Annotated in this window: 19 protein-coding genes and 1 pseudogene; 14 read left to right on the top strand and 6 right to left on the bottom strand. The window is 72.1% G+C overall.

Going from position 1 to position 23,034, the window contains the following annotated elements; translation table 11 throughout:
- Nucleotides 1-10 precede the first annotated feature (10 nt).
- From ACP4J3_RS14975 to ACP4J3_RS14950, 6 genes and pseudogenes are all read left to right on the top strand, one after another.
- A pseudogene (locus ACP4J3_RS14975) lies at nucleotides 11-103 on the top strand (5-deoxy-glucuronate isomerase); the annotation flags it as partial.
- Between the two features lie 122 nt (nucleotides 104-225).
- Nucleotides 226-2,118 carry a 3D-(3,5/4)-trihydroxycyclohexane-1,2-dione acylhydrolase (decyclizing) gene (gene iolD, locus ACP4J3_RS14970; RefSeq protein ID WP_426534369.1) on the top strand — a complete coding sequence of 631 codons (1,893 nt, stop codon included), beginning with the start codon at nucleotides 226-228 and terminating at the stop codon, nucleotides 2,116-2,118.
- Between the two features lie 14 nt (nucleotides 2,119-2,132).
- On the top strand, nucleotides 2,133-3,635 hold the full coding sequence (gene mmsA / locus ACP4J3_RS14965; protein ID WP_426534367.1) for a CoA-acylating methylmalonate-semialdehyde dehydrogenase: 1,503 nt from the start codon (nucleotides 2,133-2,135) through the stop codon (nucleotides 3,633-3,635).
- A 122-nt stretch (nucleotides 3,636-3,757) separates the two neighbouring features.
- On the top strand, nucleotides 3,758-6,415 hold the full coding sequence (locus ACP4J3_RS14960; protein WP_426534365.1) for a CocE/NonD family hydrolase: 2,658 nt from the start codon (nucleotides 3,758-3,760) through the stop codon (nucleotides 6,413-6,415).
- Nucleotides 6,412-7,275 (top strand): ABC transporter permease, encoded by an 864-nt coding sequence (locus ACP4J3_RS14955; RefSeq protein WP_426534363.1) that lies wholly within the window; start codon nucleotides 6,412-6,414, stop codon nucleotides 7,273-7,275. The genes ACP4J3_RS14960 and ACP4J3_RS14955 overlap by 4 nt, the downstream gene beginning before the upstream one ends.
- 148 nt (nucleotides 7,276-7,423) lie before the next feature.
- Complete coding sequence (locus ACP4J3_RS14950; RefSeq protein ID WP_426534361.1) at nucleotides 7,424-9,001, top strand: YfbK domain-containing protein; 1,578 nt, start codon at nucleotides 7,424-7,426, stop codon at nucleotides 8,999-9,001.
- Here ACP4J3_RS14950 and ACP4J3_RS14945 read toward each other — a convergent pair.
- Entirely contained in the window at nucleotides 8,992-9,186 is a 195-nt protein-coding gene (locus ACP4J3_RS14945; RefSeq protein WP_426534359.1) for a hypothetical protein, read from the bottom strand. The genes ACP4J3_RS14950 and ACP4J3_RS14945 overlap by 10 nt on opposite strands.
- Nucleotides 9,187-9,507: 321 nt before the next feature.
- Here ACP4J3_RS14945 and ACP4J3_RS14940 point away from each other — a divergent pair, with 321 nt between their 5' ends.
- The 8 genes from ACP4J3_RS14940 (at nucleotide 9,508) to ACP4J3_RS14905 (ending at nucleotide 17,501) form a co-directional block, all read left to right on the top strand.
- The gene (locus ACP4J3_RS14940; RefSeq protein ID WP_426534357.1) at nucleotides 9,508-11,430 is read left to right on the top strand and encodes an AMP-dependent synthetase/ligase; all 1,923 of its coding nucleotides are present in this window, start codon (nucleotides 9,508-9,510) and stop codon (nucleotides 11,428-11,430) included.
- 63 nt (nucleotides 11,431-11,493) lie between these two features.
- On the top strand, nucleotides 11,494-11,769 hold the full coding sequence (locus ACP4J3_RS14935) for a PIG-L deacetylase family protein (protein ID WP_426534355.1): 276 nt from the start codon (nucleotides 11,494-11,496) through the stop codon (nucleotides 11,767-11,769).
- Nucleotides 11,770-12,034: 265 nt separating this feature from the next.
- Nucleotides 12,035-12,547, top strand: a complete 513-nt coding sequence (locus ACP4J3_RS14930) for a hypothetical protein (protein WP_426534353.1) — start codon at nucleotides 12,035-12,037, stop codon at nucleotides 12,545-12,547.
- Nucleotides 12,548-12,581: 34 nt separating this feature from the next.
- Nucleotides 12,582-12,938 (top strand): hypothetical protein, encoded by a 357-nt coding sequence (locus ACP4J3_RS14925; protein ID WP_426534351.1) that lies wholly within the window; start codon nucleotides 12,582-12,584, stop codon nucleotides 12,936-12,938.
- A 167-nt stretch (nucleotides 12,939-13,105) separates the two neighbouring features.
- On the top strand, nucleotides 13,106-13,843 hold the full coding sequence (locus tag ACP4J3_RS14920; protein ID WP_426534349.1) for an XRE family transcriptional regulator: 738 nt from the start codon (nucleotides 13,106-13,108) through the stop codon (nucleotides 13,841-13,843).
- A complete protein-coding gene (locus tag ACP4J3_RS14915) occupies nucleotides 13,828-14,367 on the top strand; it encodes a GNAT family N-acetyltransferase (protein WP_426534347.1) in 540 nt (179 codons plus the stop codon). Before ACP4J3_RS14920 ends, ACP4J3_RS14915 begins: the two co-directional genes overlap by 16 nt.
- A gap of 200 nt (nucleotides 14,368-14,567) precedes the next feature.
- Nucleotides 14,568-16,214, top strand: coding sequence for a hypothetical protein (locus tag ACP4J3_RS14910; RefSeq protein WP_426534345.1), 1,647 nt, complete (start codon nucleotides 14,568-14,570; stop codon nucleotides 16,212-16,214).
- Nucleotides 16,215-16,310: 96 nt separating this feature from the next.
- On the top strand, nucleotides 16,311-17,501 hold the full coding sequence (locus ACP4J3_RS14905; protein ID WP_426534343.1) for a glycoside hydrolase family 26 protein: 1,191 nt from the start codon (nucleotides 16,311-16,313) through the stop codon (nucleotides 17,499-17,501).
- Here the strand turns inward: ACP4J3_RS14905 and ACP4J3_RS14900 are convergent.
- The 5 genes from ACP4J3_RS14900 to murJ are packed head-to-tail and all read right to left on the bottom strand — an operon-like array spanning nucleotide 17,464 to nucleotide 23,029.
- Nucleotides 17,464-18,630, bottom strand: coding sequence for a GNAT family N-acetyltransferase (locus tag ACP4J3_RS14900; protein WP_426534341.1), 1,167 nt, complete (start codon nucleotides 18,628-18,630; stop codon nucleotides 17,464-17,466). The two genes, ACP4J3_RS14905 and ACP4J3_RS14900, sit on opposite strands and share 38 nt — an antisense overlap.
- Nucleotides 18,627-19,298 (bottom strand): lipopolysaccharide biosynthesis protein, encoded by a 672-nt coding sequence (locus ACP4J3_RS14895; protein ID WP_426534339.1) that lies wholly within the window; start codon nucleotides 19,296-19,298, stop codon nucleotides 18,627-18,629. The genes ACP4J3_RS14900 and ACP4J3_RS14895 overlap by 4 nt, the downstream gene beginning before the upstream one ends.
- Nucleotides 19,295-20,437, bottom strand: a complete 1,143-nt coding sequence (locus ACP4J3_RS14890; RefSeq protein WP_426534337.1) for a glycosyltransferase — start codon at nucleotides 20,435-20,437, stop codon at nucleotides 19,295-19,297. The genes ACP4J3_RS14895 and ACP4J3_RS14890 overlap by 4 nt, the downstream gene beginning before the upstream one ends.
- On the bottom strand, nucleotides 20,434-21,225 hold the full coding sequence (locus ACP4J3_RS14885) for a polysaccharide deacetylase family protein (protein WP_426534335.1): 792 nt from the start codon (nucleotides 21,223-21,225) through the stop codon (nucleotides 20,434-20,436). The genes ACP4J3_RS14890 and ACP4J3_RS14885 overlap by 4 nt, the downstream gene beginning before the upstream one ends.
- Nucleotides 21,215-23,029, bottom strand: coding sequence for a murein biosynthesis integral membrane protein MurJ (gene murJ, locus ACP4J3_RS14880; RefSeq protein ID WP_426534333.1), 1,815 nt, complete (start codon nucleotides 23,027-23,029; stop codon nucleotides 21,215-21,217). The genes ACP4J3_RS14885 and murJ overlap by 11 nt, the downstream gene beginning before the upstream one ends.
- Nucleotides 23,030-23,034 lie beyond the last annotated feature (5 nt).

Raw genomic sequence — 23,034 nt, 5'->3', positions numbered from 1 at the left:
GGTTCCCATGATCGCCTCCGGCGCGGGTGGCCGCTTTGCTTTGGCAGGAGCGAAGTGCGAGCGAAGACTCCCCGCCCGCTACGGCCCCGCGCCGGAGGTCCCCAGCCTTAGGGCAGGCCGTAGAGCAGGCCCTGGAACCGGCCCGAACGGTTTCGGCCGGCAGCGCGTATTCCCCTCGCGTGAGGGCACACCCGACGTCCTCGCAGACGATACGGAGGGTTACCGATGACGGTGCAGACCTCAACGACGAGGCTCACGGTCGCGCAAGCGCTCGTCCGCTTCCTGTCCGCCCAGTACACCGAGCGCGACGGCGTACGGCAGCGGCTGATCGGCGCCACCTGGGGCATCTTCGGCCACGGCAACGTCGCCGGGATCGGCCAGGCGCTGATCGAGTACGGCGAGGTCATGCCGTACCACCAGGGCCGCAACGAGCAGGCGATGGTGCACGCGGCGGTCGGCTACGCCCGGCAGTCGGGCCGGCTGTCCACCCACGCCGTGACCACCTCCATCGGCCCCGGCGCCACCAACCTCGTCACCGGCGCGGCACTGGCCACCGTCAACCACCTCCCCGTCCTGCTCCTGCCCGGCGACATCTTCGCCACCCGCCCCGCCGACCCGGTCCTCCAGCAGCTCGAAGTGCCGTACGCAGGCGATGTGTCGGTCAACGACTGTCTGCGCCCGGTGTCGAAGTACTTCGACCGGATCACCCGGCCCGAGGCCCTGATCCCGTCCGCGCTGAACGCGATGCGGGTGCTCACGGACCCCGTGGAGACCGGCGCCGTGACGCTGGCGCTCCCGCAGGACGTGCAGGCCGAGGCCTACGACTGGCCCGACGACCTCTTCGCCGAGCGCACCTGGGTGGTACGCCGCCCGGGCGCCGACCCGACGGAGCTCGCCGAGGCCGTACGGGCGATCCGGTCCGCCCGCAGGCCCCTGGTCGTCGCGGGCGGCGGCGTCCACCACAGCCGTGCCGAGGCGGCCCTCGCCGAGTTCGCGGAGGTCACCCGCATCCCGGTCGCCTCCACCCAGGCCGGCAAGGGCTCCCTGCGCTACGACCACCCCCAGGACGTCGGCGGCATCGGCCACACCGGCACCGCCACCGCCGACGAACTCGCCCGCACCGCCGACCTGGTGATCGGCGTGGGGACGAGGTACACCGACTTCACCACCGCCTCCGGCACCCTGTTCGGCAATCCGGACGTCAGGTTCCTCAACCTCAACATCGCGCCCTACGACGGCCACAAGCTCGCCGGCCTGCCCCTGATCGCGGACGCCCGAAGCGGCCTCCAAGAGCTGACCGTGGCCCTGGACATGCACGCCCACCGGGTCGCCGAGAGCTACATCTCCGAGTACACCGAGGACAAGGAGCGCTGGGAGCAGCGCGTCGACGCCTGCTACGAGGCCGACGAGCCCGACGTACGGCCCACCCAGCCACAGGTGCTCGGCGCCCTGGACGCGATCGTCGACGAGTCGGACGTGATCATCAACGCGGCCGGCTCCCTGCCCGGCGATCTGCACAAGCTGTGGCGGGCGCGCTCGCGCGACCAGTACCACCTGGAGTACGGCTACTCCTGCATGGGCTACGAGATCCCGGCCGCGATCGGCGTGAAGCTGGCCGCGCCCGAGCGGAGCGTGTGGGCGCTGGTCGGCGACGGCACCTATCTGATGATGCCGACGGAGCTCGTGACCGCCGTGCAGGAGGGCGTCGCGATCAAGGTGTTGCTCGTGCAGAACCACGGGTACGCGTCCATCGGCGGCCTGTCGGAGGAGACGGGTGCCGAGCGGTTCGGCACGGCGTACCGCCACCGCGCGGACGACGGCTCGTTCACCGGCGCCCCACTCCCCGTCGACCTGGCCGCCAACGCCGCGAGCCTGGGCATGCGGGTGCTGCGCGCGAAGACCGTGAGCGATCTGCGCGAGGCGCTCGCCGAGGCCCGCGCGGCCGACACTCCCACATGTGTCTACGTGGAGACCCAAACGGCAGACACAGTGTCGGGCGCGCCGCCCGCGCAGGCCTGGTGGGATGTTCCCGTGGCCGAGACCGCGACACGGCCGTCGGCGGTCAAGGCACGGGAGCTGTACGAACGGCACGTCTCGACCCGACGCCGCCATCTGTGAAGGAGTTACCGGGCATGACGAAGATCGTCAACCACTGGATCGGCGGCAAGACCGCCGAGGGCGCGTCGGGCACGTACGGGCCGGTCACCGACCCGGCGACCGGCGCGGTCACCACGAAGGTCGCCTTCGCCTCCGTCGAGGAGGTGGACGCGGCGGTCGCGGCCGCCAAGGAGGCCTACCTGACCTGGGGCCAGTCCTCGCTGGCCCAGCGCACGTCCATCCTGTTCAAGTTCCGGGCGCTGCTGGACGCCCACCGCGACGAGATCGCCGAGCTGATCACCGCCGAGCACGGCAAGGTGCACTCCGACGCCCTCGGCGAGGTGGCGCGCGGCCTGGAGATCGTCGACCTGGCGTGCGGGATCACCGTGCAGCTCAAGGGGGAGCTGTCGACGCAGGTCGCCAGCCGCGTCGACGTGTCCTCCATCCGGCAGCCGCTGGGCGTCGTCGCGGGCATCACGCCGTTCAACTTCCCGGCGATGGTGCCGATGTGGATGTTCCCGCTGGCCATCGCGTGCGGCAACACCTTCGTGCTCAAGCCGAGCGAGAAGGACCCGTCGGCATCGATCAAGCTCGCCGAGCTGCTGGCGGAGGCGGGTCTGCCGGACGGCGTCTTCAACGTCGTGCACGGCGACAAGGTGGCCGTGGACCGCCTGCTGGAGCACCCCGATGTGAAGGCGGTGTCGTTCGTCGGCTCCACCCCGATCGCGCGCTACATCCACACCACCGCCTCCGCCAACGGCAAGCGCGTCCAGGCCCTGGGCGGCGCCAAGAACCACATGCTGGTCCTGCCCGACGCCGACCTGGACGCCGCCGCCGACGCGGCCGTATCGGCTGCCTACGGCTCCGCCGGCGAGCGCTGCATGGCCATCTCCGCGGTCGTCGCGGTCGGGGCGATCGGCGACGAGCTGGTGGAGAAGATCCGCGAACGCGCCGAGAAGATCAAGATCGGTCCGGGCAACGACCCGACCTCCGAGATGGGCCCGCTGATCACGGCCGCGCACCGGGACAAGGTGGCCTCCTATGTCATGGGCGCCGCGGCCGAGGGCGCCGAGGTGGTCCTCGACGGCACCGGCTACACGGTCGACGGCTTCGAGGACGGCCACTGGATCGGCATCTCGCTGCTCGACAAGGTGCCGACCAGCGCCAAGGCCTACCAGGACGAGATCTTCGGCCCGGTGCTGTGCGTGCTGCGCGCCGACACGTACGAGGACGGTGTGGCGCTGATCAACAGCTCGCCGTTCGGCAACGGCACCGCCATCTTCACCCGGGACGGTGGCGCCGCCCGCCGCTTCCAGCTGGAGATCGAGGTCGGCATGGTCGGCGTGAACGTCCCGATCCCGGTCCCCGTCGGCTATCACTCCTTCGGCGGCTGGAAGGACTCCCTCTTCGGCGACCACCACATCTACGGCAACGACGGCACGCACTTCTACACCCGCGGCAAGGTCGTCACCACCCGCTGGCCCGACCCGGCCGACGCCCCCTCCGGCGTCGACCTCGGCTTCCCGCGCAACCACTGACGCCGGCGGACCTCGTACCACGCCTGGTGTACGCGGGAGCCGGCTCGTACTTCCGTGGGAGGGGCCGGGGTTCGGCCTCCGGTCGATAACTTGCCGACAGGTTCGCCCCGTACCGTTGAACCATGGATCTTCGATTGCCCGGGCTTCGCGCACTACGGGGGCCGCGGCGGCTGCTGGCCGCCGCGGCCGCTGTCGTGGTGATAGCCGGTGCGGGTACATGGACCGTCGCGTCGGCCGACGACAGCACGCCCCCGGTGCGGCGGGCCGACCGGGTCATGGACATGGGTGACGGGGTGCGTGTCGACACCTCGTACTTCACCGGCTCCGACAGCGGCCGCCGCCCCGCCGTGCTGCTCGCGCACGGCTTCGGCGGCAGCAAGGACGACGTACGGCAGCAGGCCGAGGACCTGGCCCGCGACGGGTACGCGGTGCTGACCTGGTCGGCCCGCGGCTTCGGGAAGTCGACCGGCAAGGTCGGGCTGAACGACCCGAAGGGCGAGGTCGCCGACGTCTCCCGGCTGCTGGACTGGCTGGCCGAGCAGCCCCAGGTCGAGCTCGACAAGGCCGGGGACCCGCGCGTCGGCATGGCGGGCGGCTCCTACGGCGGCGCGATCTCGCTGCTGGCCGCGGGCCACGACGACCGCGTGGACGCCATCGCCCCGGCGATCACGTACTGGAACCTCGCCGACGCCCTGTTCCCCAATGGCGTGTTCAAGAAGCTCTGGGCGGGGATCTTCGTCAACTCGGCGGGCGGCTGCGAGAAGTTCGAGCAGCAGATCTGCGAGATGTACGACCGGGTCGCCGAGTCCGGCACCCCGGACGCGCAGGCCCGCGGCATGCTGGAGGAACGCTCGCCGTCGGCCGTCGGGGACCGCATCAAGGTGCCCACCCTGCTGATGCAGGGCCAGTCCGACTCCCTCTTCCCGCTCGGCCAGGCCGACCGGGCGGCGAAGGCGATCAAGGCCAACGGCGCGCCCGTCGACGTCGACTGGATCTCCGGCGGCCATGACGGCGGCGACATGGAGACCGGCCGGATCCAGGCCCGCGTCGAGTCCTGGTTCGACCGCTACCTCAAGGACGACAAGAGCGCCGACACCGGCCCGGCCTTCCGCGTCACCCGCACCGGAGGCGTCGACTCCACCGACGGCCAGGCCCTGCTGCGGGGCGCGAGCGCGGACACCTACCCCGGCCTGGAGAGCGGCGTGCGGCCCTTCCGCCTGACCGGCGGCGAGCAGAGCTTCGCCAACCCGGCCGGCGCCAGCCCGCCCGCGGTCTCGGCGCTGCCCGGCCTCGGCGGCTCCGGCGGCCTGGCCCAGCTCTCCTCGCTCGGCGTCGGGGTGTCCCTGGACTTCCCGGGCCAGTTCGCCGCCTTCGAGTCGGCGCCGGTCACCGGCGACCTGCGCATCACCGGCTCCCCGAAGGCGACCGTGCACGTCAGGTCGACCAGCGAGGACGCGGTGCTCTTCGCCAAGGTCTACGACGTCGGCCCGGGCGGCGGCACCCAGCAGGTGCTGCCGTCCCAGTTGGTCACGCCGCTGCGCGTCGAGGACGCCAAGGCCGGCAAGGACGTGACGATCACGCTCCCCGCCATCGACCACGACATCGAGAGCGGCCACCGCCTGCGCCTGGTGCTGTCCTCCACGGACCTCGGCTACGCCTCCCCGGCCGCCCCGGCGACGTACACGGTCTCCCTGAAGGGCGACCTGTCCGTCCCGACGGCGCCCGGCGTGTCCACCGCGGCCGCCCCGCTCCCGTCCTGGGTGTGGTGGCTGCCGATCACGGGCGCGGCGATCGCCCTGGCCCTGCTGCTGACGGCCCGCCGCCGCACCGCCGCCCCCGCGCCGCCCGACCCCGAACTGGCCGAGGTCCCGCTGCAGATCACCGACCTGAGCAAGCGGTACGCGGGCTCGCAGGACCGGTACGCGGTACGGGACCTGTCCTTCCGCGTGGAGAAGGGCCAGGTCCTCGGCCTGCTCGGCCCCAACGGCGCGGGCAAGACGACAACCCTGCGCATGCTGATGGGCCTGATCAAGCCGGACGCCGGTGAGATCCGCGTCTTCGGCCACGCGATCCGGCCGGGCGCGCCCGTCCTCTCCCGGGTCGGCGCCTTCGTGGAGGGCGCGGGCTTCCTGCCGCACCTGTCCGGCCGGGAGAACCTGGAGCTGTACTGGCAGGCCACCGGCCGCCCGCCGGAGGACGCTCACCTCGACGAGGCCCTTCAGATCGCCGGCCTCGGCGACGCACTGGCCCGCGCGGTGCGCACGTACTCCCAGGGCATGCGCCAGCGCCTGGCCATCGCGCAAGCCATGCTCGGCCTGCCGGACCTGCTCATCCTCGACGAGCCGACCAACGGCCTCGACCCGCCCCAGATCCGCGAGATGCGCGAGGTGCTGATCCGCTACGCGGCCGCCGGCCGCACGGTGATCGTCTCCAGCCATCTCCTCGCCGAGGTCGAGCAGTCCTGCACCCACCTCGTGGTGATGGACCGCGGCCGCCTCGTGCAGGCGGGCCCGGTTGCCGAGATCATCGGCTCCGGCGACACCCTGCTCGTCGGCACTCCCGAGGCCGTGGAGGAGCCGGTCGTCGAGAAGGTCGCCGCCCTGCCGGGCGTGGCCTCGGCCGTGCGCACCGACGACGGGCTGCTGGTCCGGCTCGACGCGGACGGCAGCGCGACCCGCCTGGTCGCCGAACTGGTCCGCCTCGAGGTGCCCGTCCAGTCGGTCGGCCCGCACCGCCGCCTGGAAGACGCCTTCCTCACCCTGATCGGAGGCTCCGCATGAGCACGCTCACCGAGCGCACCGAGGTCGCCTCCGGCTACCGCGCGGGCCACACACTGCCGCTCCGCGTCGAGCTGATCCGCCAGCTCAAGCGCCGTCGCACGCTGGTCATGTTCGGCATCCTGGCCGCGCTGCCGTTCGTGCTGGTCGCCGCGTTCGCGATCGGCGGCGAGCCGGAGGCCGAGGGCGGCCGCATCACCCTGATGGACACGGCCACGGCGTCCGGCGCCAACTTCGCCGCCGTCAACCTGTTCGTGTCCGCGGGCTTCCTGCTGGTCATCCCGGTCGCCCTGTTCTGCGGGGACACGGTGGCCTCGGAGGCGAGCTGGTCGTCGCTGCGCTATCTGCTGGCGGCGCCCGTGCCCCGGGCGCGGCTGCTGTGGTCCAAGCTCCTGGTGGGGCTGGGCCTGAGCCTGGCCGCGATGGTGCTGCTGCCCGTGGTGGCGCTGGCGGTCGGTACGGCGGCGTACGGCTGGGGTCCGCTGCAGATCCCCACCGGCGGCTCGCTGGACACGGGGACGGCGGCGCAGCGCCTGCTGGTGGTCGTGGCGTACATCTTCGTGTCCCAACTGGTCACCGCGGGCCTGGCGTTCTGGCTGTCGACGAAGACCGACGCACCGCTCGGCGCGGTCGGCGGCGCGGTGGGCCTGACCATCGTCGGCAACGTGCTCGACGCGGTGACGGCGCTCGGCGACTGGCGCGACTTCCTGCCCGCGCACTGGCAGTTCGCGTGGGCGGACGCCGTACAGCCCACTCCCGAGTGGTCCGGCATGATCCAGGGCACGGCGGTCTCCATAACGTATGCGCTTGTGTTGTTCGCGCTGGCCTTCCGCCATTTCGCCCGCAAGGACGTGGTCTCGTAGGTCACCGGAAGATCACCCACCGGTCTCAACGGCCGTCTCCCGTGGCCTCTTCGAGACTCATCCGCAACGCTCCGTAGCGCACGTTCCGGCCCCCTGGCCCGTCACAGTCACAGAAGGGCGACGTCAACGGACCAAGGGGGCACGGACGATGGGCGACCGACACCGCATACGAGGGGGCCTCCGCATACGAGGGGGCCTCCGAGGGGTCCTCGCACTCACCGCGGCGGCGGGACTGCTGCTCACCGGCTGCGGGGCGAGCGACAGCGGGGGCTCCAAGGCGGAGGGCAGCTCCTACCGCAGCGGCTTCCCGGCCCCCGACCGCAACCGTGGCAGCGGCGGCACAGGGGAGCAGAAGAACGGTGACGACGAGTCGTCGGAGTCCCGCGACTTCGCGCCGGCCCCCGACTACCTCTCCACCTTCGCCCTGGACGTCGACACCGCCTCCTACAGCTACGCCCGCCGCACCCTCGCCGAGGGCCGGCTGCCCGACCCGTCGACGGTCCGCCCCGAGGAGTTCGTCAACAGCTTCCGCCAGGACTACGACCGCCCCGACGGCAACGGCTTCTCGGTCACCGTCGACGGCGCCCGCACCGCCGACGAGAACTCGTCCCTGGTGCGCGTGGGCCTGGCCACCCGCCCCGCGGCCGACTCCGGCGAACGCGCCCCGGCCGCCCTCACCTTCGTCATCGACATCTCCGGCTCGATGGCCGAACCGGGCCGCCTGGACCTGGCCAAGGACTCCCTCGACGTGATGACGAACCAGCTCCGCGACGACGACTCGGTCGCGATCGTCACCTTCAGCGACGAGGCGGAGCGGGTCCTGCCGATGACGCGGCTTGGCGGCAACCGGAACGAGGTCCACGACGCGATCGCGACCCTGGAGCCGACAGACTCGACCAACCTCGGCGCAGGCGTGAAGACGGGCTACGAAACGGCGGTCGAGGGCCTCCGCGAGGGCGCCACGAACCGCGTCGTCCTGGTCTCCGACGCCCTGGCCAACACCGGCGACACCGACCCGGACAGCATCCTCGAACGCATCGCCTCCGAACGCCGCGAGCACGGCATCACCCTGTTCGGGGTGGGCGTCGGCAGCGACTACGGCGACGCGCTGATGGAACGCCTCGCCGACAAGGGCGACGGCCACACGGCGTATGTGTCCACCGACGAGGAGGCCCGCAAGGTCTTCTGCCAGGACCTGCCGCGCAACATCGACCTGACGGCCCGCGACGCGAAAGCCCAGGTCTCCTTCGACCCCTCGACGGTCTCCGACTTCCGCCTCATCGGCTACGACAACCGCCAGGTCGCCGACGAGGACTTCCGTGACGACAGCGTCGACGGCGGCGAGACCGGCCCCGGCCACACCGTGACGGCCCTCTACGCCGTCCGCACCCGCCCCGGCACGGAAGGCCACCTGGCCACGGCGACCGTCCGCTGGCTGGACCCGAAGACCCGTGCCCCGCACGAGGAGTCGGCCCGCCTGGAAACGGACTCCCTCCAGCCCTCGGTCTGGAAGGCGAGCCCCCGCTTCCAGGTCACGGCCACGGCCGCCTACTTCGCCGACGCCCTGCGCCGCGGCGACGACCGCTGGAACACCCTGCCGGACTCGGCGGGCTTCGCCGAACTGGCCGACCGGGCCGACAGGCTGGCGAGCACGACGGAGGACGCGGACGTACGCCGCCTGGCCGACGCCATCCACCGGGCGAGCAGGCTCACGGGTCAGGACTGAGCGGCGCCCCCGCACACGGAGGGCACCGCGCGGCCGAGCCCCTTCAGATGCAGGACGTCCAGCGCGTGGCCGTACGCCGACCAGGCGGCCGCGAGGGCCAGCCGCAGCCCACAGGACGGCGAGGTGCGCAGCCGGGCCGTGTCCCGCAGCGCGTCCAGCAGTTCGGTGGTGATGCGGTCGAGCACCGGACGTGTTGCCTCCGGCGGTTGGGCGGCGCTTCTTCGGCGCCGGTTGCTTGCGGCTTGCCCGGCGTGGGGGCTGGGCCGGGGGGGCACGGCCCGGCGCGACGGGGTGCCGCCTGCGCCCACCCGTGCCGCCCCAGGCGGCATGCATGCCCGCAGCTAGAGTGGAGCGGACCCGCAGTCGCGTACGGCCCCGACCCGCAACGCACCCGCAGGCGCTACGCGCACCCCCACCGAACCCGCACATGCGCCGCAGGCATTGACCTTCCGTTACGCATGAGTAAGTTGACTCCCCGGTAAGTCCGACTGGCACCGGGAGCCGACATGGGCGTACGCAAGGATCTGAAGCGGGCCAAGCAGCGCAGCGACCTGCTGGGTCGTACCAGGGTCGAGGTCGTCAAGGACACCGACGGCGTGGTCCGAGAGGCCCGCACGTCACCCCTCGCCCCGCCGCCCACCACCGGTACGACCGCCGACCTGCCCTACGCCAACGCGGCCGAGGACCCGCACGCGGTCGTCCTGCGCCGCCAACGAAACGGCACCTGGCACCCGGTCACGGCCACCACCTTCGCCCACGAAGTCACCGCCGTGGCCAAGGGACTGATCGCCGCCGGCCTCGAACCCGGCGGCCGGGTGGCCGTCATGTCCCGCACCCGCTACGAGTGGACCGTCCTGGACTTCGCCATCTGGGCCGCCGGCGGCCAGACCGTCCCCATCTACGCCACCTCCTCCGCCGACCAGGTCGAGTGGATCATCCGCGACTCGGGCGCCCGCCATGTCGTCACGGAGACAAGAGAGAACACCGAGACGGTCAAGACAGCCACCGCCGGTCACCACCAGCCCCCGCGAATATGGCAGTTGGAGGCTGAGCACGCGATGGACGCCCTCACCACCCTCGGCCGGGACGTCGCCGACGACGAGTTCACCAAGCGCCGTAGCGCCCTCACCCCCGACACCATCGCGACCGTCTGCTACACCTCCGGCACCACCGGCAAACCGAAGGGCTGCGTCCTCACCCACGCCAACCTCCACGCCGAGGCGGCCAACACGGTCGAACTCCTCCACCCCATCTTCAAGGAGGTCACCGGCCAGACCGCCTCCACCCTCCTCTTCCTCCCCCTCGCCCACATCCTCGGCCGCACCCTCCAGATCGCCTGCCTGATGGCCCGCATCGAGATCGGCCACTGCCCGAGCATCAAGCCCGACGAACTGCGCCCGGCCCTCAAGGAGTTCCGCCCCACCTTCCTCGTCGGCGTCCCGTACCTCTTCGAGAAGATCCACGACACCGGCCGCGCGACCGCCGAGAAGATGGGCCGCGCCGCCTCCTTCGACCGCGCCGACCGCATCGCCGTCCGCTTCGGCGAGGCGTATCTGCACAAGTTCCTGGGCACCGGCAAAGGTCCCGGCCCCGCCCTCTACGCCGCCTGGGCCCTGTACGACCTCCTCGTCTACCGCCGCGTCCGCAAGGAACTGGGCGGCCGCATGAGCTACGCCATCAGCGGCGGCTCACCCCTCGACCGCAACCTGAACCTGTTCTTCTACGCCGCCGGGATCATCGTCTACGAGGGCTACGGCCTGACCGAGACGACGGCCGCCGCCACCATCGTCCCGCCGCTGAGGCCCCGCCCGGGCACGGTGGGCCAGCCCGTCCCCGGCACCGCCGTGCGCATAGCCGACGACGGTGAGGTGCTCATCAAGGGCGGCATCGTCTTCGGCTCGTACTGGAACAACCCGGCGGCGACGGACGCGGTCCTCACCGACGACTGGTTCGCCACCGGCGACCTCGGCTCCCTCGACGAGGACGGCTATCTCACCATCACCGGCCGCAAGAAGGACATCCTGGTCACCTCCGGCGGCAAGAACGTCTCCCCGGCCGTCCTGGAGGACCGCCTGCGCAGCCGCTCACCGATCGGCCAGTGCCTCGTGGTCGGCGACAACCGCCCCTTCATCGGCGCCGTGATCACCCTCGACCCGGAGGCCGTCACCCACTGGCTGACGGTGCGCAAGCTGCCCGCCGACACCCCGATGGCCGACGTGGTCAAGGACCCCCGGATGCGCGCACAGGTCCAAAAGGCCGTCGACTACGCCAACGAGGCCGTCTCCCGCGCCGAGTCCATCCGCGCCTTCGCCCTGGTCGAGGGCGAGTTCAACGAGGACAACGGGATGCTCACGCCGTCCCTGAAGGTCAAACGGCATGCGGTGACGACGGTTTACGCGGACGAGATCGAGGCGTTGTACGGCAGTTGAGGGGCCGTTCGGGCGCACTCGGATGGTGCAACAAGCTCATGCTCCGCTCCCGGCAGCCCGTGGTTGTGCGAGGCGCCGCTCGACGAGGCGGTGGGGCGGCTGGTCGCTCACGTACGGCGGTTCCGTCCGGAGATCGTGGTCGTCCATGACGCGTACGGCGGCCTGACCGGCCATCCCGACCATGTGCACGCCCACCGCGTGACCACGCTCGCGGTCCAGGCGGCCGGCCTCGCACGCCTCTCCCCGGAGGCCGGCACCCCCTGGCGGCCCGGCGCCCCTCTACTTGGGCATTCGGTCCTGGATGCGCTGAGTGAACTCGCCTGTGCGGTCCCTGGCTGAAGCAGAAGTGGGCGGTCTTCATCGAGTCGGCGCAGACGGAACTGGCGGTGTGACAGGTGGGGCACTCTCCGTCTAGGTCCGGGCGGCGGCAGCGTCTGGTGACGATGCGCGAACAGGGAGGTGGGTTCCTGGTCAGGGCTGTGATCATCCGCATAGGCAATGGGTTTGTAAAGGCGCGGCGGAGAGTGTCAGGGTTCGTAACCGATCACCTCCGTGACCGGGAGGTGCAGCACCAATTACAGGGGAATTAATGCGCACTACTGTCATGCGCCGTATATCTCTGGCCGGCATCGCTGCTGTCACCAGCACGGCCCTGCTCGCCACCGCGGCTCCCACCGCCCTGGCCGCCGACAGCACCCGCACCGAGACCGTCCGTCTCGCTGCCGCGAGCGAATCGACGGCGCCGGCTCTCACCGCGGAGCAGCGGAAGTTCATCGAGGACGAGATGGGCGCAGAGGCCCTCGCCGAGATCTCGAAGGCCATGAGCCAGGAGGCCGCCGGCGCGACGGGGCGTCAGACTCGGGCCTTCCCTATCGCGGCAGTCGCCATCGGCGCCGCGGCGTGGTGCGCCAGGGGGGCTCTGGCCAGCATTCCCACGTCAGTACTCAGCGACATCGCGGCAGGCAAGGCCTCCAGCAAGAAGACCTACGTGCGGAACGCCGTAATCGGCTGCCTCGGTGGCGAGATCGGCGGCTGGGCCTGGAAGGTCCTGCCAGGCTGGGTCAAGAACAAGGCCGTCAACATGGTCATCGCCTTCATCATCAAGTACATCCGCTAGGGTCGCCCGGCACGACGAGACCTCAGAGGTACCCATGGCCTACATGTTCATCTTCGGCTGCTTCTGCGTGCTTGGTGCCGTCAGCATGCTGGCGGCACGCGTCGGATACCGGCGAGAGGTCTGCAACAAGTCCATCGGATACGACGTCCCGGCGGAGGTGAAGGCCGATCCCGCGCTCCGGCAACGGGCCAATCAGCTGGTGGCTTTCTGGTGCACCGGCGCCGCAGTGCTCAGCATGGCACCGCTCGTACCGATCGGCAGCGTCATCCTGAGCGGCGGCGGTAAGTCGGTCTCCACCTGGGGGCTGGTGGTCTTCGCTCTCTACGGTATGGCCGTGGTGATCGTGGGAGCCTACCCGTTCGAGAAGATCAAGCATCTCGGCGGCGACTGAACAGAAGCACGGCACGCCCACTCCCGGCACGTCGCCCCCTCCTGCACCGCCGACCGCCGGGCCGTAACCAGTCCGGTTTGGAGCTCTCGGCCTCCGCATCAGTGGTCGAGGGTTTCGCCGTGAGGAGGGAGGCGGCAACAACTCCGAGGCGACGTGCCCACGTTGAGGTGAATGCGTCCTACGTACGCCGTATCGCGGCTTGGTCCTGCATCGACGCCCGCAACCTCGGCCAGGCACAGACCTACCTGAACGAGTCCACGACGTTCGCCGGACTCTCCCAGGACGGTCCGACAGTGATGCGGGTGTGGGTCACTCAGTCGCTCCTCGCGACGCAGCGTCAGGCGTGGCCGGAGGCCCTCGCAGCCGCACAGGCCGCCCAAGCCTCCCCAGCGGCCCGCCGAGACCCGTTCTTTGCCTCCCTGGGCCGCGTCCGAGTTGCCCTCGCGTACGCCACCCTTGGCGACAGACGCGGCGCGCTGCGGTCTTTCGAGTCCGCCTTGGACACCTTCGCCAAGGCGCCCGAGCTGGAGCGTCCCCGCTGGGCGGCCTTCTACGGACCGGCCGAACTCGACCACCTCGGAGCGATCATCCACCGCCGCAACAGACTGTTCGCCCACACCGAATCCCTGGCGCACCGCTCTCTGGCCAGGACTCCGGCCGCGTTCCGTCGTAACCGGGCCATGACGACTGCTCAACTGGCCCTCGCTCAGCTCCATCAGGGGGACGTGGAGCAGGCCACGGCCACGGCTGCCGATGTCTTCACCGTCATGGACGGTGCCCCTCTGCCCGGCCGTATGAGGTCGCTGATCGGGGACTTCCACCGTGGCCTTTTCGACCTGGCCCCTTCCACTACCTACGCACGAGACTGGGCAGACCGCATGCGAACCGAATGGAGCCGATCGTGATCGAGCTGCGTAATTTCCAGCACGGAAGCCTCCCCGAAGGTTTCCGGCAGATGCTCATCGACGTACACGACGACGCCTATGCAGACGCCATGGACGACCCGTTCAACCAGCGATTCCCCTGGTTCGTCGACCACTGGTCCGGCATGGACGACTTCACATGCGTCGTGGCGTACGACTCGGAGGAGCCGGTCGGCTTCGCCTACGGCGCCCCGCTCGCCCCCGGCCGGGAATGGTGGCGCTCCACGGCCTACGAGCCCCAGAACGGCTACACCTCCACATACGCGGTATCCGAACTCATGGTCCGCCCCCAGTGGCGCAAACAGGGCGTGTCCGACCAGCTTCACGAGGAGCTGCTGAAAGGGCGCGCGGAAGACCTCGCCGTGCTCTTGGTCGACGTGACCCACCCCAAAGTTCAAGCGCTCTACCAGTCGTGGGGATACGCCAAGGTCGGCGAACAGCGCCCCTTCGCCGATGCTCCGCTCCTCGGGGTCATGGTCAAGAACCTGCGTGCCGTCCACGCCTGACCAACGCCCGCTCCAACGCAAACTGGCCGACAAACGGCATGCGGTGACGACGGCTTACGCGGCCGAGACCGAGGCGTTGTACGGCGGCTGATCCCCCCGGCGTTCGGGACCCCTCCCCAGCCACCTGCCGGAACATGGCGGATCTGTAGAGACGCAAGGTGTCTCGTCCGTCCTTACGGCAGTTGGGGGAGTGGGTCGGTATGAGTGGGTCCGAAGAACCGCCGGTCTCCGAGTGGTTGGCCTATCCGCCGGCGGAGGAGCCCGAGGATGCCGTGTCCGTGGATCCGTGGCGGGTCGCGGCGGTCTGGCTGTTCAATCTCAGCGGGCTCGGTCTCGGGTACGTGTTCCTGCGGCGGTGGGCGCAGGCCGCGCTGTGCTGGGTCGCCACCGGGTGGCTGCTGGTGGCCGCGTTGCCCGCACAGCCCGACGGGCTGCCGGACGGGGCGGTGTGGGCGTACGCCCTGGTGCTGGTGGGGGCCGCGGGGCACGGGGCGTGGCTGGCCCGGCGTACGCGGCTGACGTTGCCGTGGCGGTCGACGGTCGCCGCCGGGCTCGGGCTCGTGCTGCTCGTCGTGCCGGCCGGAGGGGCGATGGGGTACGAGGCGGCGCGGGAAGAGGCGTACCAGCAGATGCTGCTCGACCGGCTCGCCAAGACGGACCGGCTGGTCACCGCCGCCTCGCAGCGGGACGGTTTCGCCGAGGGCAAGGACGACTACGAGCGGGCACTCAAGGCCTACCGTGCGCTCGGCGACGACCACCCCGGCAGCCGGGCCGCCCAGCGCATCCCCGACCGCCTCGACCGGTTCTACGACACGGTCTCCGCGCCGTACCGCGAGAAGGAGTACTGCGAGGCCCTGGAGCCGCTGCGGTATCTGTGGAAGCTGCCCGACACGATGGGCGCCAAGCGGCTCGGCCCTCTCGCCGACCGGCCCGAGCAGCCCCTGGCCACCTCGCTCTACGAGTGCGGCATCGCCAACCTCGGCTCCGACGCCGTGACCGAGGCGGAGGCGAACGGCGGTGCGCTGGCCGACCTGCTGCGCACGTTCCCCGACTCGGCGCAGGCCGCCAAGGTCGGACCGGCCGTCAGCGCGGAGATCGCGAAGCAGGCCGGGGCGCTGAAGGGCGACGACCCCTGCCCGGCCGGCGAGGAACTGCGGGCCATCAGCCAGACCATGGTCGACCTGCCCGCGGGCAGCCCCGGCGACGGGCTGCGCTCGGACGCCGTCGACGCGGTGGAGTCCGCCGCCTACGCCTGCGGGGTGGACGAGTTCGAGGACGGCAAGTTCGGCGCGGCGGCCGAGACGCTCAACGACTTCGCCGACGAGTACGAGGACAACAAGAACGCCAAGCGCGCCCGGCAGATCGCCATCGCCGCGGAGATCGCCGAGGAACGGCCCCAGGCGGGCCGCAAGCTGCCGCCGTCCCGCGGCCCGGGCGGCGCCAAGATGCCCATGGAGATCAGCAACGACGCCCCGACCGCGGTCGAGTTCCTCTACACCGGCCCGGTCACCGGCAGCGTCTACCTCCCGGCGTGCGCCGAATGCACCAAGTACTCCAGCGAGTCGAACGCCAGGAGCGCCGCCTGCTCGAACAGCGGCATCGACTACCCGACCAACCACCTCAACCTCCCCGCCGGCAAGTACGACACCCTCATCAAGTACGCCGACGAGGACGCGGAGGACGTGACGAACAAGGCCGACGGCATGAGCATCGAGCCCGGATACACGTACACCAACTGCACCTATGTCGTGAGCGAGGGCGGCTACCCGGGGTATCCCGGCCTTCCGATCGAGCCGCTGGAGCCCCTTGAGCCCCTGGAGCCGATCGTCCGGGGCGCCGGCGACTGAGGCCCGTTCGGGCGCGCTCGGATGGTGCGGCCGACGCGGATGTGACTACGTATCACTTAGCGAAGTGAGAGGAGCCGCCGCCACCGAGGAGGACGCATGGCCGCACCGGACCGTCGCCGCCGGCCCGCCCCCGGAGGGCCGGCGTTCCTCATCGCCTCGGCGGTGGTCGTCACGGCGGCCCTCGCTCCGGGCACGGCCTTCGCGGCCGGCCCCGCATCCGGGCCCGACCCACGACCCCCCGCGCCCACGGCTTCCCCGTCACCTCCCGGCGGCGCGCACTCCCCGCAGGGCGTGGCCGCCCACCGGCCCGCGTTCGGCGCGTATCTGCACTACGGGCCCGCCGGAGTGCGGCGCATGAAGGAACTCACCCGCTGGCTGGGCGGGCAGGAGCCGCGCGTGGGGCACACCTATCTGCCGGGGGACCGGTGGCACAACATCGAGGGCGGGCACGACTTCCTCGACAGCTGGGCCGCCTGGCGGCGCGCCAAGGACGACCGGATGCTCGTGCTGAACGTGCCCATGATGGAGCACAACGAGGCGAACGTCCCGGACGCCACCGTCCGCACCCTGCTGCGGCGCGCCGCGGGCGGCGAGTTCGACGAGCACTTCGAGGTGCTGGCCGAGCGGCTGGTCGACCTGGGCGTGCCGGACACGGTCATCGTGCTCGGCTGGGAGATGAACGGCATCACCTACACCCACCGCTGCGGCCCCGATCCGGACGCCTGGAAGCGGTACTGGCGGCGCATCGTGAAGGTGATGCGCTCGGTCGACGGGCAGCGGTTCCGCTTCGACTTCGCGCCCAGCCGGGGCATGGACGCGATTCCCTGGCCGGAGTGCTACCCCGGCGACGACGTCGTCGACATCATCGGCATGGACGCCTACGACCAGCCGCGCGGCCTCACCTTCGACCAGCAGGTGTCCGAGCCCTACGGCCTCAGGCACCACGTGGACTTCGCGCGGAGGCACGGCAAGCCGATCTCGTATCCCGAGTGGGGCCTGTTCCGCAACGGCGACAACATCACGTACATGCTGCGCATGCTCGCCTGGATGGACGAGCACAAGCCGCTGTACCACACCATCACCGACTACTGCCCGCACGGCGTGTGGCTGTGCTCCGACAACCCCCGCGCCTCCGCCCTGTACCGCGTGCTGCTGTCCACGCCCCTGTCCTCGCCCCCTTCCTCCAAGCTGCCCGACTGCACGCCGGTCGACCTCCAGAAGTGGCGGGAGCACTGGATCGGCGGCAAGCTCAGCCGCTGTGCGCAGCGGGCGGAGCGCCCTCGGTGAGCGCGGGGCCGGTGGCGTCCTTGCGCAGGAGTTTCTTGGCCCGCCGCCGGGCGGCGTCCCCGGCGGCGGCCGCCGCCAGCAGCGGGCGGGTGCGGCGCCGGGCCAGCAGGAAGCGCTGGTTGACGGCCGTGTCGGGGCACCAGCGGTACTTGTACGGCTCGGCGCCGCGCAGCATGCTCAGCGTCCGCACCTCGCCGGACGCCAGGAACTCGTCGGCCTCCAGGTGACCGGTGGCCGCGTGCAGCAGCATCGCCGCGATGTCCACCTTGCGGTCCCGCAGTTGCGGATGGAAGCCGTACATGTACATGCCCGCCATGGTCCCGGACAGCAGCATGATGTTGACCGCCACCACCGTGCCCTCGCACACGAACTCCGTCGTCACGGCCCGGCCGGTGCGGGCCAGCGGCACCGCCGCCCGGACCAGGTGCTCCAGGAACCGCGGCCGCAGATGCTCCGGCGAGACCCGTCTGCCCTCCCACTGCAGCCGGTGCAGTTCGAGGAGCCGGCGCAGCGCGGCCTCGGTCTCGTCATGACCGTGACCCACCACGCGCCACTCCAGGCCGAGCCGGCCGAGCTGGTTCACCTTGCGGCGGACCCGCCCGGCCCGGGTCACCGGCAGCCGCCCGACCAGCTCCTTCATCGGCACGGCCGGCAGGTTCAGGCACACCGAGTCCCGCATCCGCCGCCGCGGGCCGCGCCAGCAGAGATAGACCCGCTCCATCGCCCCGCCCGGCCGCACCTCACCGAAGTCGACCAGGGCGGTGCGGGCCAGGTCGCCCATGGCATCCGCCAGCGCCGCGGCGCCCGCCACGCCCACCGCCTCGTCGACCAGCACATCGCAGAAGTCGGTGATCTCGCCGCCGATCGGCACCAGCGCCGGCAGCGGACGGCGCACCCGCATCAGCGGTGCCGCCGCCACCAGTTCACCGCCCCGGCGCACCAGGACGAGCCGCAGCGCGCCGGGGCTGCCGTACGACAGCCACCACGAGTGCAGCCAGGCATGGCTCTGGAAGGGCGTGGCGGAGGGACACGCCCGGTACAGGCGCTCCCAGTCCCCGGCCAGCTCGGCGAAGGCGCGCCCGTCGGTGCACACCTCCACCGACAGCGTGCGTTCGTGGGACGCGGTCATCCAAGCGTCCCGTGGGTGTCGGCGGCGCCCGCCGGACCGGGCACCGACGCACGGCTCGGGTCGCCGCCGTCCGGCTCGGTCCGCCGCGGCCGGGCCAGCAGCGTGAGGCCGCCCAGCAGACCGCCGGCGCTCAGCCCCACCAGCGCGGTCAGCGCCGGGGACGCCGACGACGGCTCGGTGGGCTTCAGGGCCCGGGACAGGCGCTCCAGCTTGATGCCGGTGTCGTCCTTGGTCCGGTCCGCGTGCGAGAGCAGCGCGTGGGAGACGGCGTTGGCGATGTCGACGGCCTGGGCCGGGCTCGTCGAGGTCGCCGAGACCGCGACCATCGGCGCGTCCGGCGAGGTGGCGACCGTCACGCTGTCGCGCAGCGTCGACACCGGCACGCCCGCCGACATCTGCGCGTCCCCGAGCACCGCGAGCTGCGTGGCCATCCGGCCGTACGCCTGCGCGAAGCCGAGCGCGTCGGCGCCGGTACTGCCGTTGGGCACCGCGACGACGGAACTCGTCGCCGTGTACTCCGGCGGCCGCAACTGTCCGTAGGCGCCGCCGGCCACGGCACCGATCAGCGCGCCGGCCGGCAGCCACCACCACGAGGGCAGCCACCTGGACGAGGTGCGTCCCCGTTCGGACGGCCGGTCGTGCTCAGCGGGAGCGGGGTTGTCTGTCATGAGGAACTCACTTCCGGGTTCGATCCGGCCACCGTGGCCGTGTACAGATCCATCAGCTGCCGGGCGGTGCGCGCGATGTCGTAGCGGTGCACCACGTCCGGGACGGTGCGCTCACCCGGTCCCGCCGCCCGCAGCCGCAGCACTTCCCGCGCGTACGCCCCGGCGCCGCCCGTGACGCGCCGGGCACCGGGCGCGGCGTCCGTCGCCAGGTCCTCGACGGCGGGGCAGCTCGCGTACAGCACCGGCAGCCCGGCCGCGAGCGCCTCCACCACGGCCAGCCCGAAGGACTCCTCCGGCGACGGCGAGGCGAGCACGTCCATCGCGGACAGCAGGGCCACCAGGTCAGGCGCGTCGTCGCGGGAGTCGGGCAGATACGGCCGCTCGCCGGCCAGCACCACCCGGTCCGCGACCCCGAGATCCCGGGCGGTGCGCCGCAGCACGTCCGCCTCGGGCCCGCCGCCGACCAGCAGCAGCCACACGTCCAGGGGCAGCAGGGCCAGCGCCTGCACCAGCAGGTCGAAGCGCTTGCCCGGCGCGAGGCGCCCGACGCCGCCGACGACGTACGCCTCCTCGGGCAGCCCGTGGAACGCCCGGGCCTCCTTGCGGCCCGCCTCGTCGTAGCGGAACCGGGGCGCCTCGATGCCGTTCGGGATGACCCGGATGCGCTGCCCGGGCACGCCCCAGTGCCGCAGATGTTCGGCGACCGTCGGCGAGACCGCCACCGTGGTGCGGCCGAGGCGCTCGCCGGCCAGGTACAGCCCGCGCACCCCGGCGCTGTGCGGCCGGCCCTCCAGCCGGGTGGCGCCGATCGAGTGCTCGGTGGCCACGACGGCCTCGACTCCCGCGAGCCGCGCGGCGATCCGGCCGTAGAGGCAGGCCCGGTACAGATGGGTGTGCACCAGGTCGTAGCCGCCGGCGCGGATCAGCCGGGTGAGGCGGGGGAGTACGCCCACGTCGCGGTTGCCGGTCATCCCGAGGTGGGTGACCTCGACACCGTCGGCGGTCAGGCCCGCGGCGACCGGGCCGGGGTTGGTCAGGGTCACCACGTCGCACTGCGCGGGCAGGTGACGCAGCAACAGCCGCAACTGCTGTTCGGCGCCGCCCACGCCGAGGCCGGTGATGACGTGCAGGGCTTTCACTCGGCCTCCAGAGCGCGGCCGTGGGCGCGGGCCAGTCGTCGCTTCAGCTCGAGCCGCAGCGCGTGGTCCGCCTGCCCGAGGTGGATGCGGGGCAGCGCGAAGTCGCCGGAGCCGGCCGGGCCGGGGGTGATCGCGCAGGCGTAGCGGTAGCCGGCGCGGCGTACGGCGTCGACGGTGCGCTCGTCGAGGACGCCGTACGGGTAGCAGAAGCCCTCGACGTTGCCGCCGGTGAGGCCGGCCAGCAGGCGCCGGCTCTCGGTGACCTCGCGGTGCAGGGCCCGGTCGTCGGCCTCGGTCAGGTCGACGTGGGTCAGGCCGTGCGAGGCGATCTCCATGCCGGCGGCCTCGGCACCGCGGATGCCGTCGGCGTCGAGCAGCGGCTTGCGCGGGCCCGACGACTCCCAGGAGTTCTCGCCGCCGAGCCGGCCCGGCAGCACGAACACGGTCGCCGTGCAGCGCCAGCGGTGCAGCACCGGCAGGGCGGTGGTGACGAAGTCGGCGTACCCGTCGTCGAAGGTCAGCCCCACCAGGCCGCGCTCCTGGCCACGGGCGCGCGCCGCGAGCAGCTCCCGGACGCTGACCCCGCGCAGCCCGCGGTGGGACAGCCAGGCGAGCTGGCGCTCCAGGCGGCCGGGGGTGACGGTGATGTCGTGCGGGTCTTCGGGGCAGTTGGAGACGGAGTGGTACATGGCCACCCAGGCGGCGGGCCGCCGCCTCGGGCGTCCCCCGGTGATTGATCGGGGATCGGGTTCGGCCGCGCGCGGCGCGGCAAAGATGTCAGCGACCATGGCGAAGCTTTCGTGTGACGGAGCTACGGACGGAGTGCGTGACGGACAGCAGGAGGGACCGGGCGCCTGCCGCGTCCAGGAGCCAGGCCAGCAGCAGGAAGACGGCGGTCACGCACGTACAGCGGGCGGCGAGGGACGCCGCGGGCGAGCCGGACGGCCCCGGGCAGAGCAGCCCGGCACCGGTCGCGCACACGGCCGCGAGCACCGGCCGCAGCAGTGCGCCTGCCAGGTGGCCGACGCGCACGGGCACGGTGCGCGGACCCAGCCCGAGCAGCAGGAGCAGCGCGGTGAGGGTGATGCCGGCCGCGTTGGCCGCGGCGATGCCGCGCGCCCCCCACGGGTCCACGGCCCAGGCGCCGCCGACGACGGTGGCCAGCGCGCCCGCGCCCATCGCGCCGAGCGGGAACCAGGTGGTGCGGCCCGCCGAGAAGTACGACCGCACGAGCGCCCCCACCAGCGTGTGCCCGAGCAGCCCGAGCGCGTACACCCGCATCACGGCGGCCGTGGCGGCGGTGTCCTCGGCGGTGAACGCGCCGCGCTGGAACAGCAGTTGGACGAGGTGCGGCGCGCAGGCCACGACCACGGCGGCGCCGAGCAGGACCAGGCAGGCCATCAGCTGCAGATCCCGCTCGACCCGCTCCCTGGCCCGCCGGGTGTCGCCCTCGGCGATGGCCCGCGCCACCACCGGGAAGGTGACGACGCACACCATCATCGCCAGCGACATCGGCAACTGGGCGATCTTCTGCGCGTAGTTGAGGTGCGAGATGGCCCCGGCGGGCAGCCCGGAGGCGAAGTACCGCTCGATGAGGACCTGCGACTGCCGGCACAGCGCGAACAGCAGCACCGCGCCGACGAGCCCAACCACGAACGCCCGGCCACTGTCTCCCGCGAACCCGTGCGCGACCGTCCGGCCACCGTCCCTCGCGTACCCGTGGGCGACTGTCCGGTCACCGTCTCCCGCGTACCCGTGCGCGACCGTCCGGCCACCGTCCCCCGCGCACCCGTGCGCGACGACCGACTGCCGCCTCGGTCGCCCGGCGACGCGCCGCCACAGGGACGGTGCCTGCATGGCGGCCATGAGGCACCCGCCGGCCGCGACACCGGCGGCGGCGGACCGTACGCCCCAGCGCGCGGCGAGGGTGAACATCGCGGTGATGATCGCGGCGTTGTACGCGATGTAGATGGCGCCCGGGGCGAGATAGCTGCGGTGGGCCCGAAGCACCGCGCTGCAGTACCCGGCCAGCCCGAAGCTCAGCACACAGGTCGCGGTCAGCCGGGTGCAGGACACGGCGAGCGACGGGTCGCTCAGGCCGGGCGCGAGCGCGGAGACCAGCAGCGGCGCCCCGGCCGCGAGCACGGCGGCCGCGGCGGCGAGGGCCAGGAACAGCCGCGGCAGCGAGGCGGCGACCAGGGCCCGCACCGGGTCGGGGGATCCGACGCCGCGCGCCCGCCGGGCCAGCGCCAGGCTGAACGCGGGCACCAGCACGAACGCCATGCCGTCCTCGATCAACAGCGTCGACGCCATCTCGGGCACCGTCCAGGCCACCAGAAACGCATCGGTCTCGGCCCCCGCGCCGAAGAGATGCGCCAACGCCTGATCCCGCCCGAGCCCGAGCAGCGCCCCGGCCATCGACAGCGCGGCGGAGAGCAGGGTCGCGCGCGCGAGGAACCGGCTGGAAGGGGTGCCAGGGGTGGGCGGCAGGGGGCCGATCGTGCCGGTCGCGCGGGCGAGGGTGTCGTCGGCGGCCACGAGCGCGGCGGCCCTGTCGGTGGTCGTCGGGTCCGGGGCGCTCCCGGTCGGCATCGGGC

The organism is Streptomyces sp. UG1 (assembly GCF_049974585.1).
Taxonomy (GTDB): Bacteria; Actinomycetota; Actinomycetes; order Streptomycetales; family Streptomycetaceae; genus Streptomyces.
Note: the sequence above shows the minus strand (reverse complement) of the source record. Positions and strands in the feature narration are given on the sequence as shown.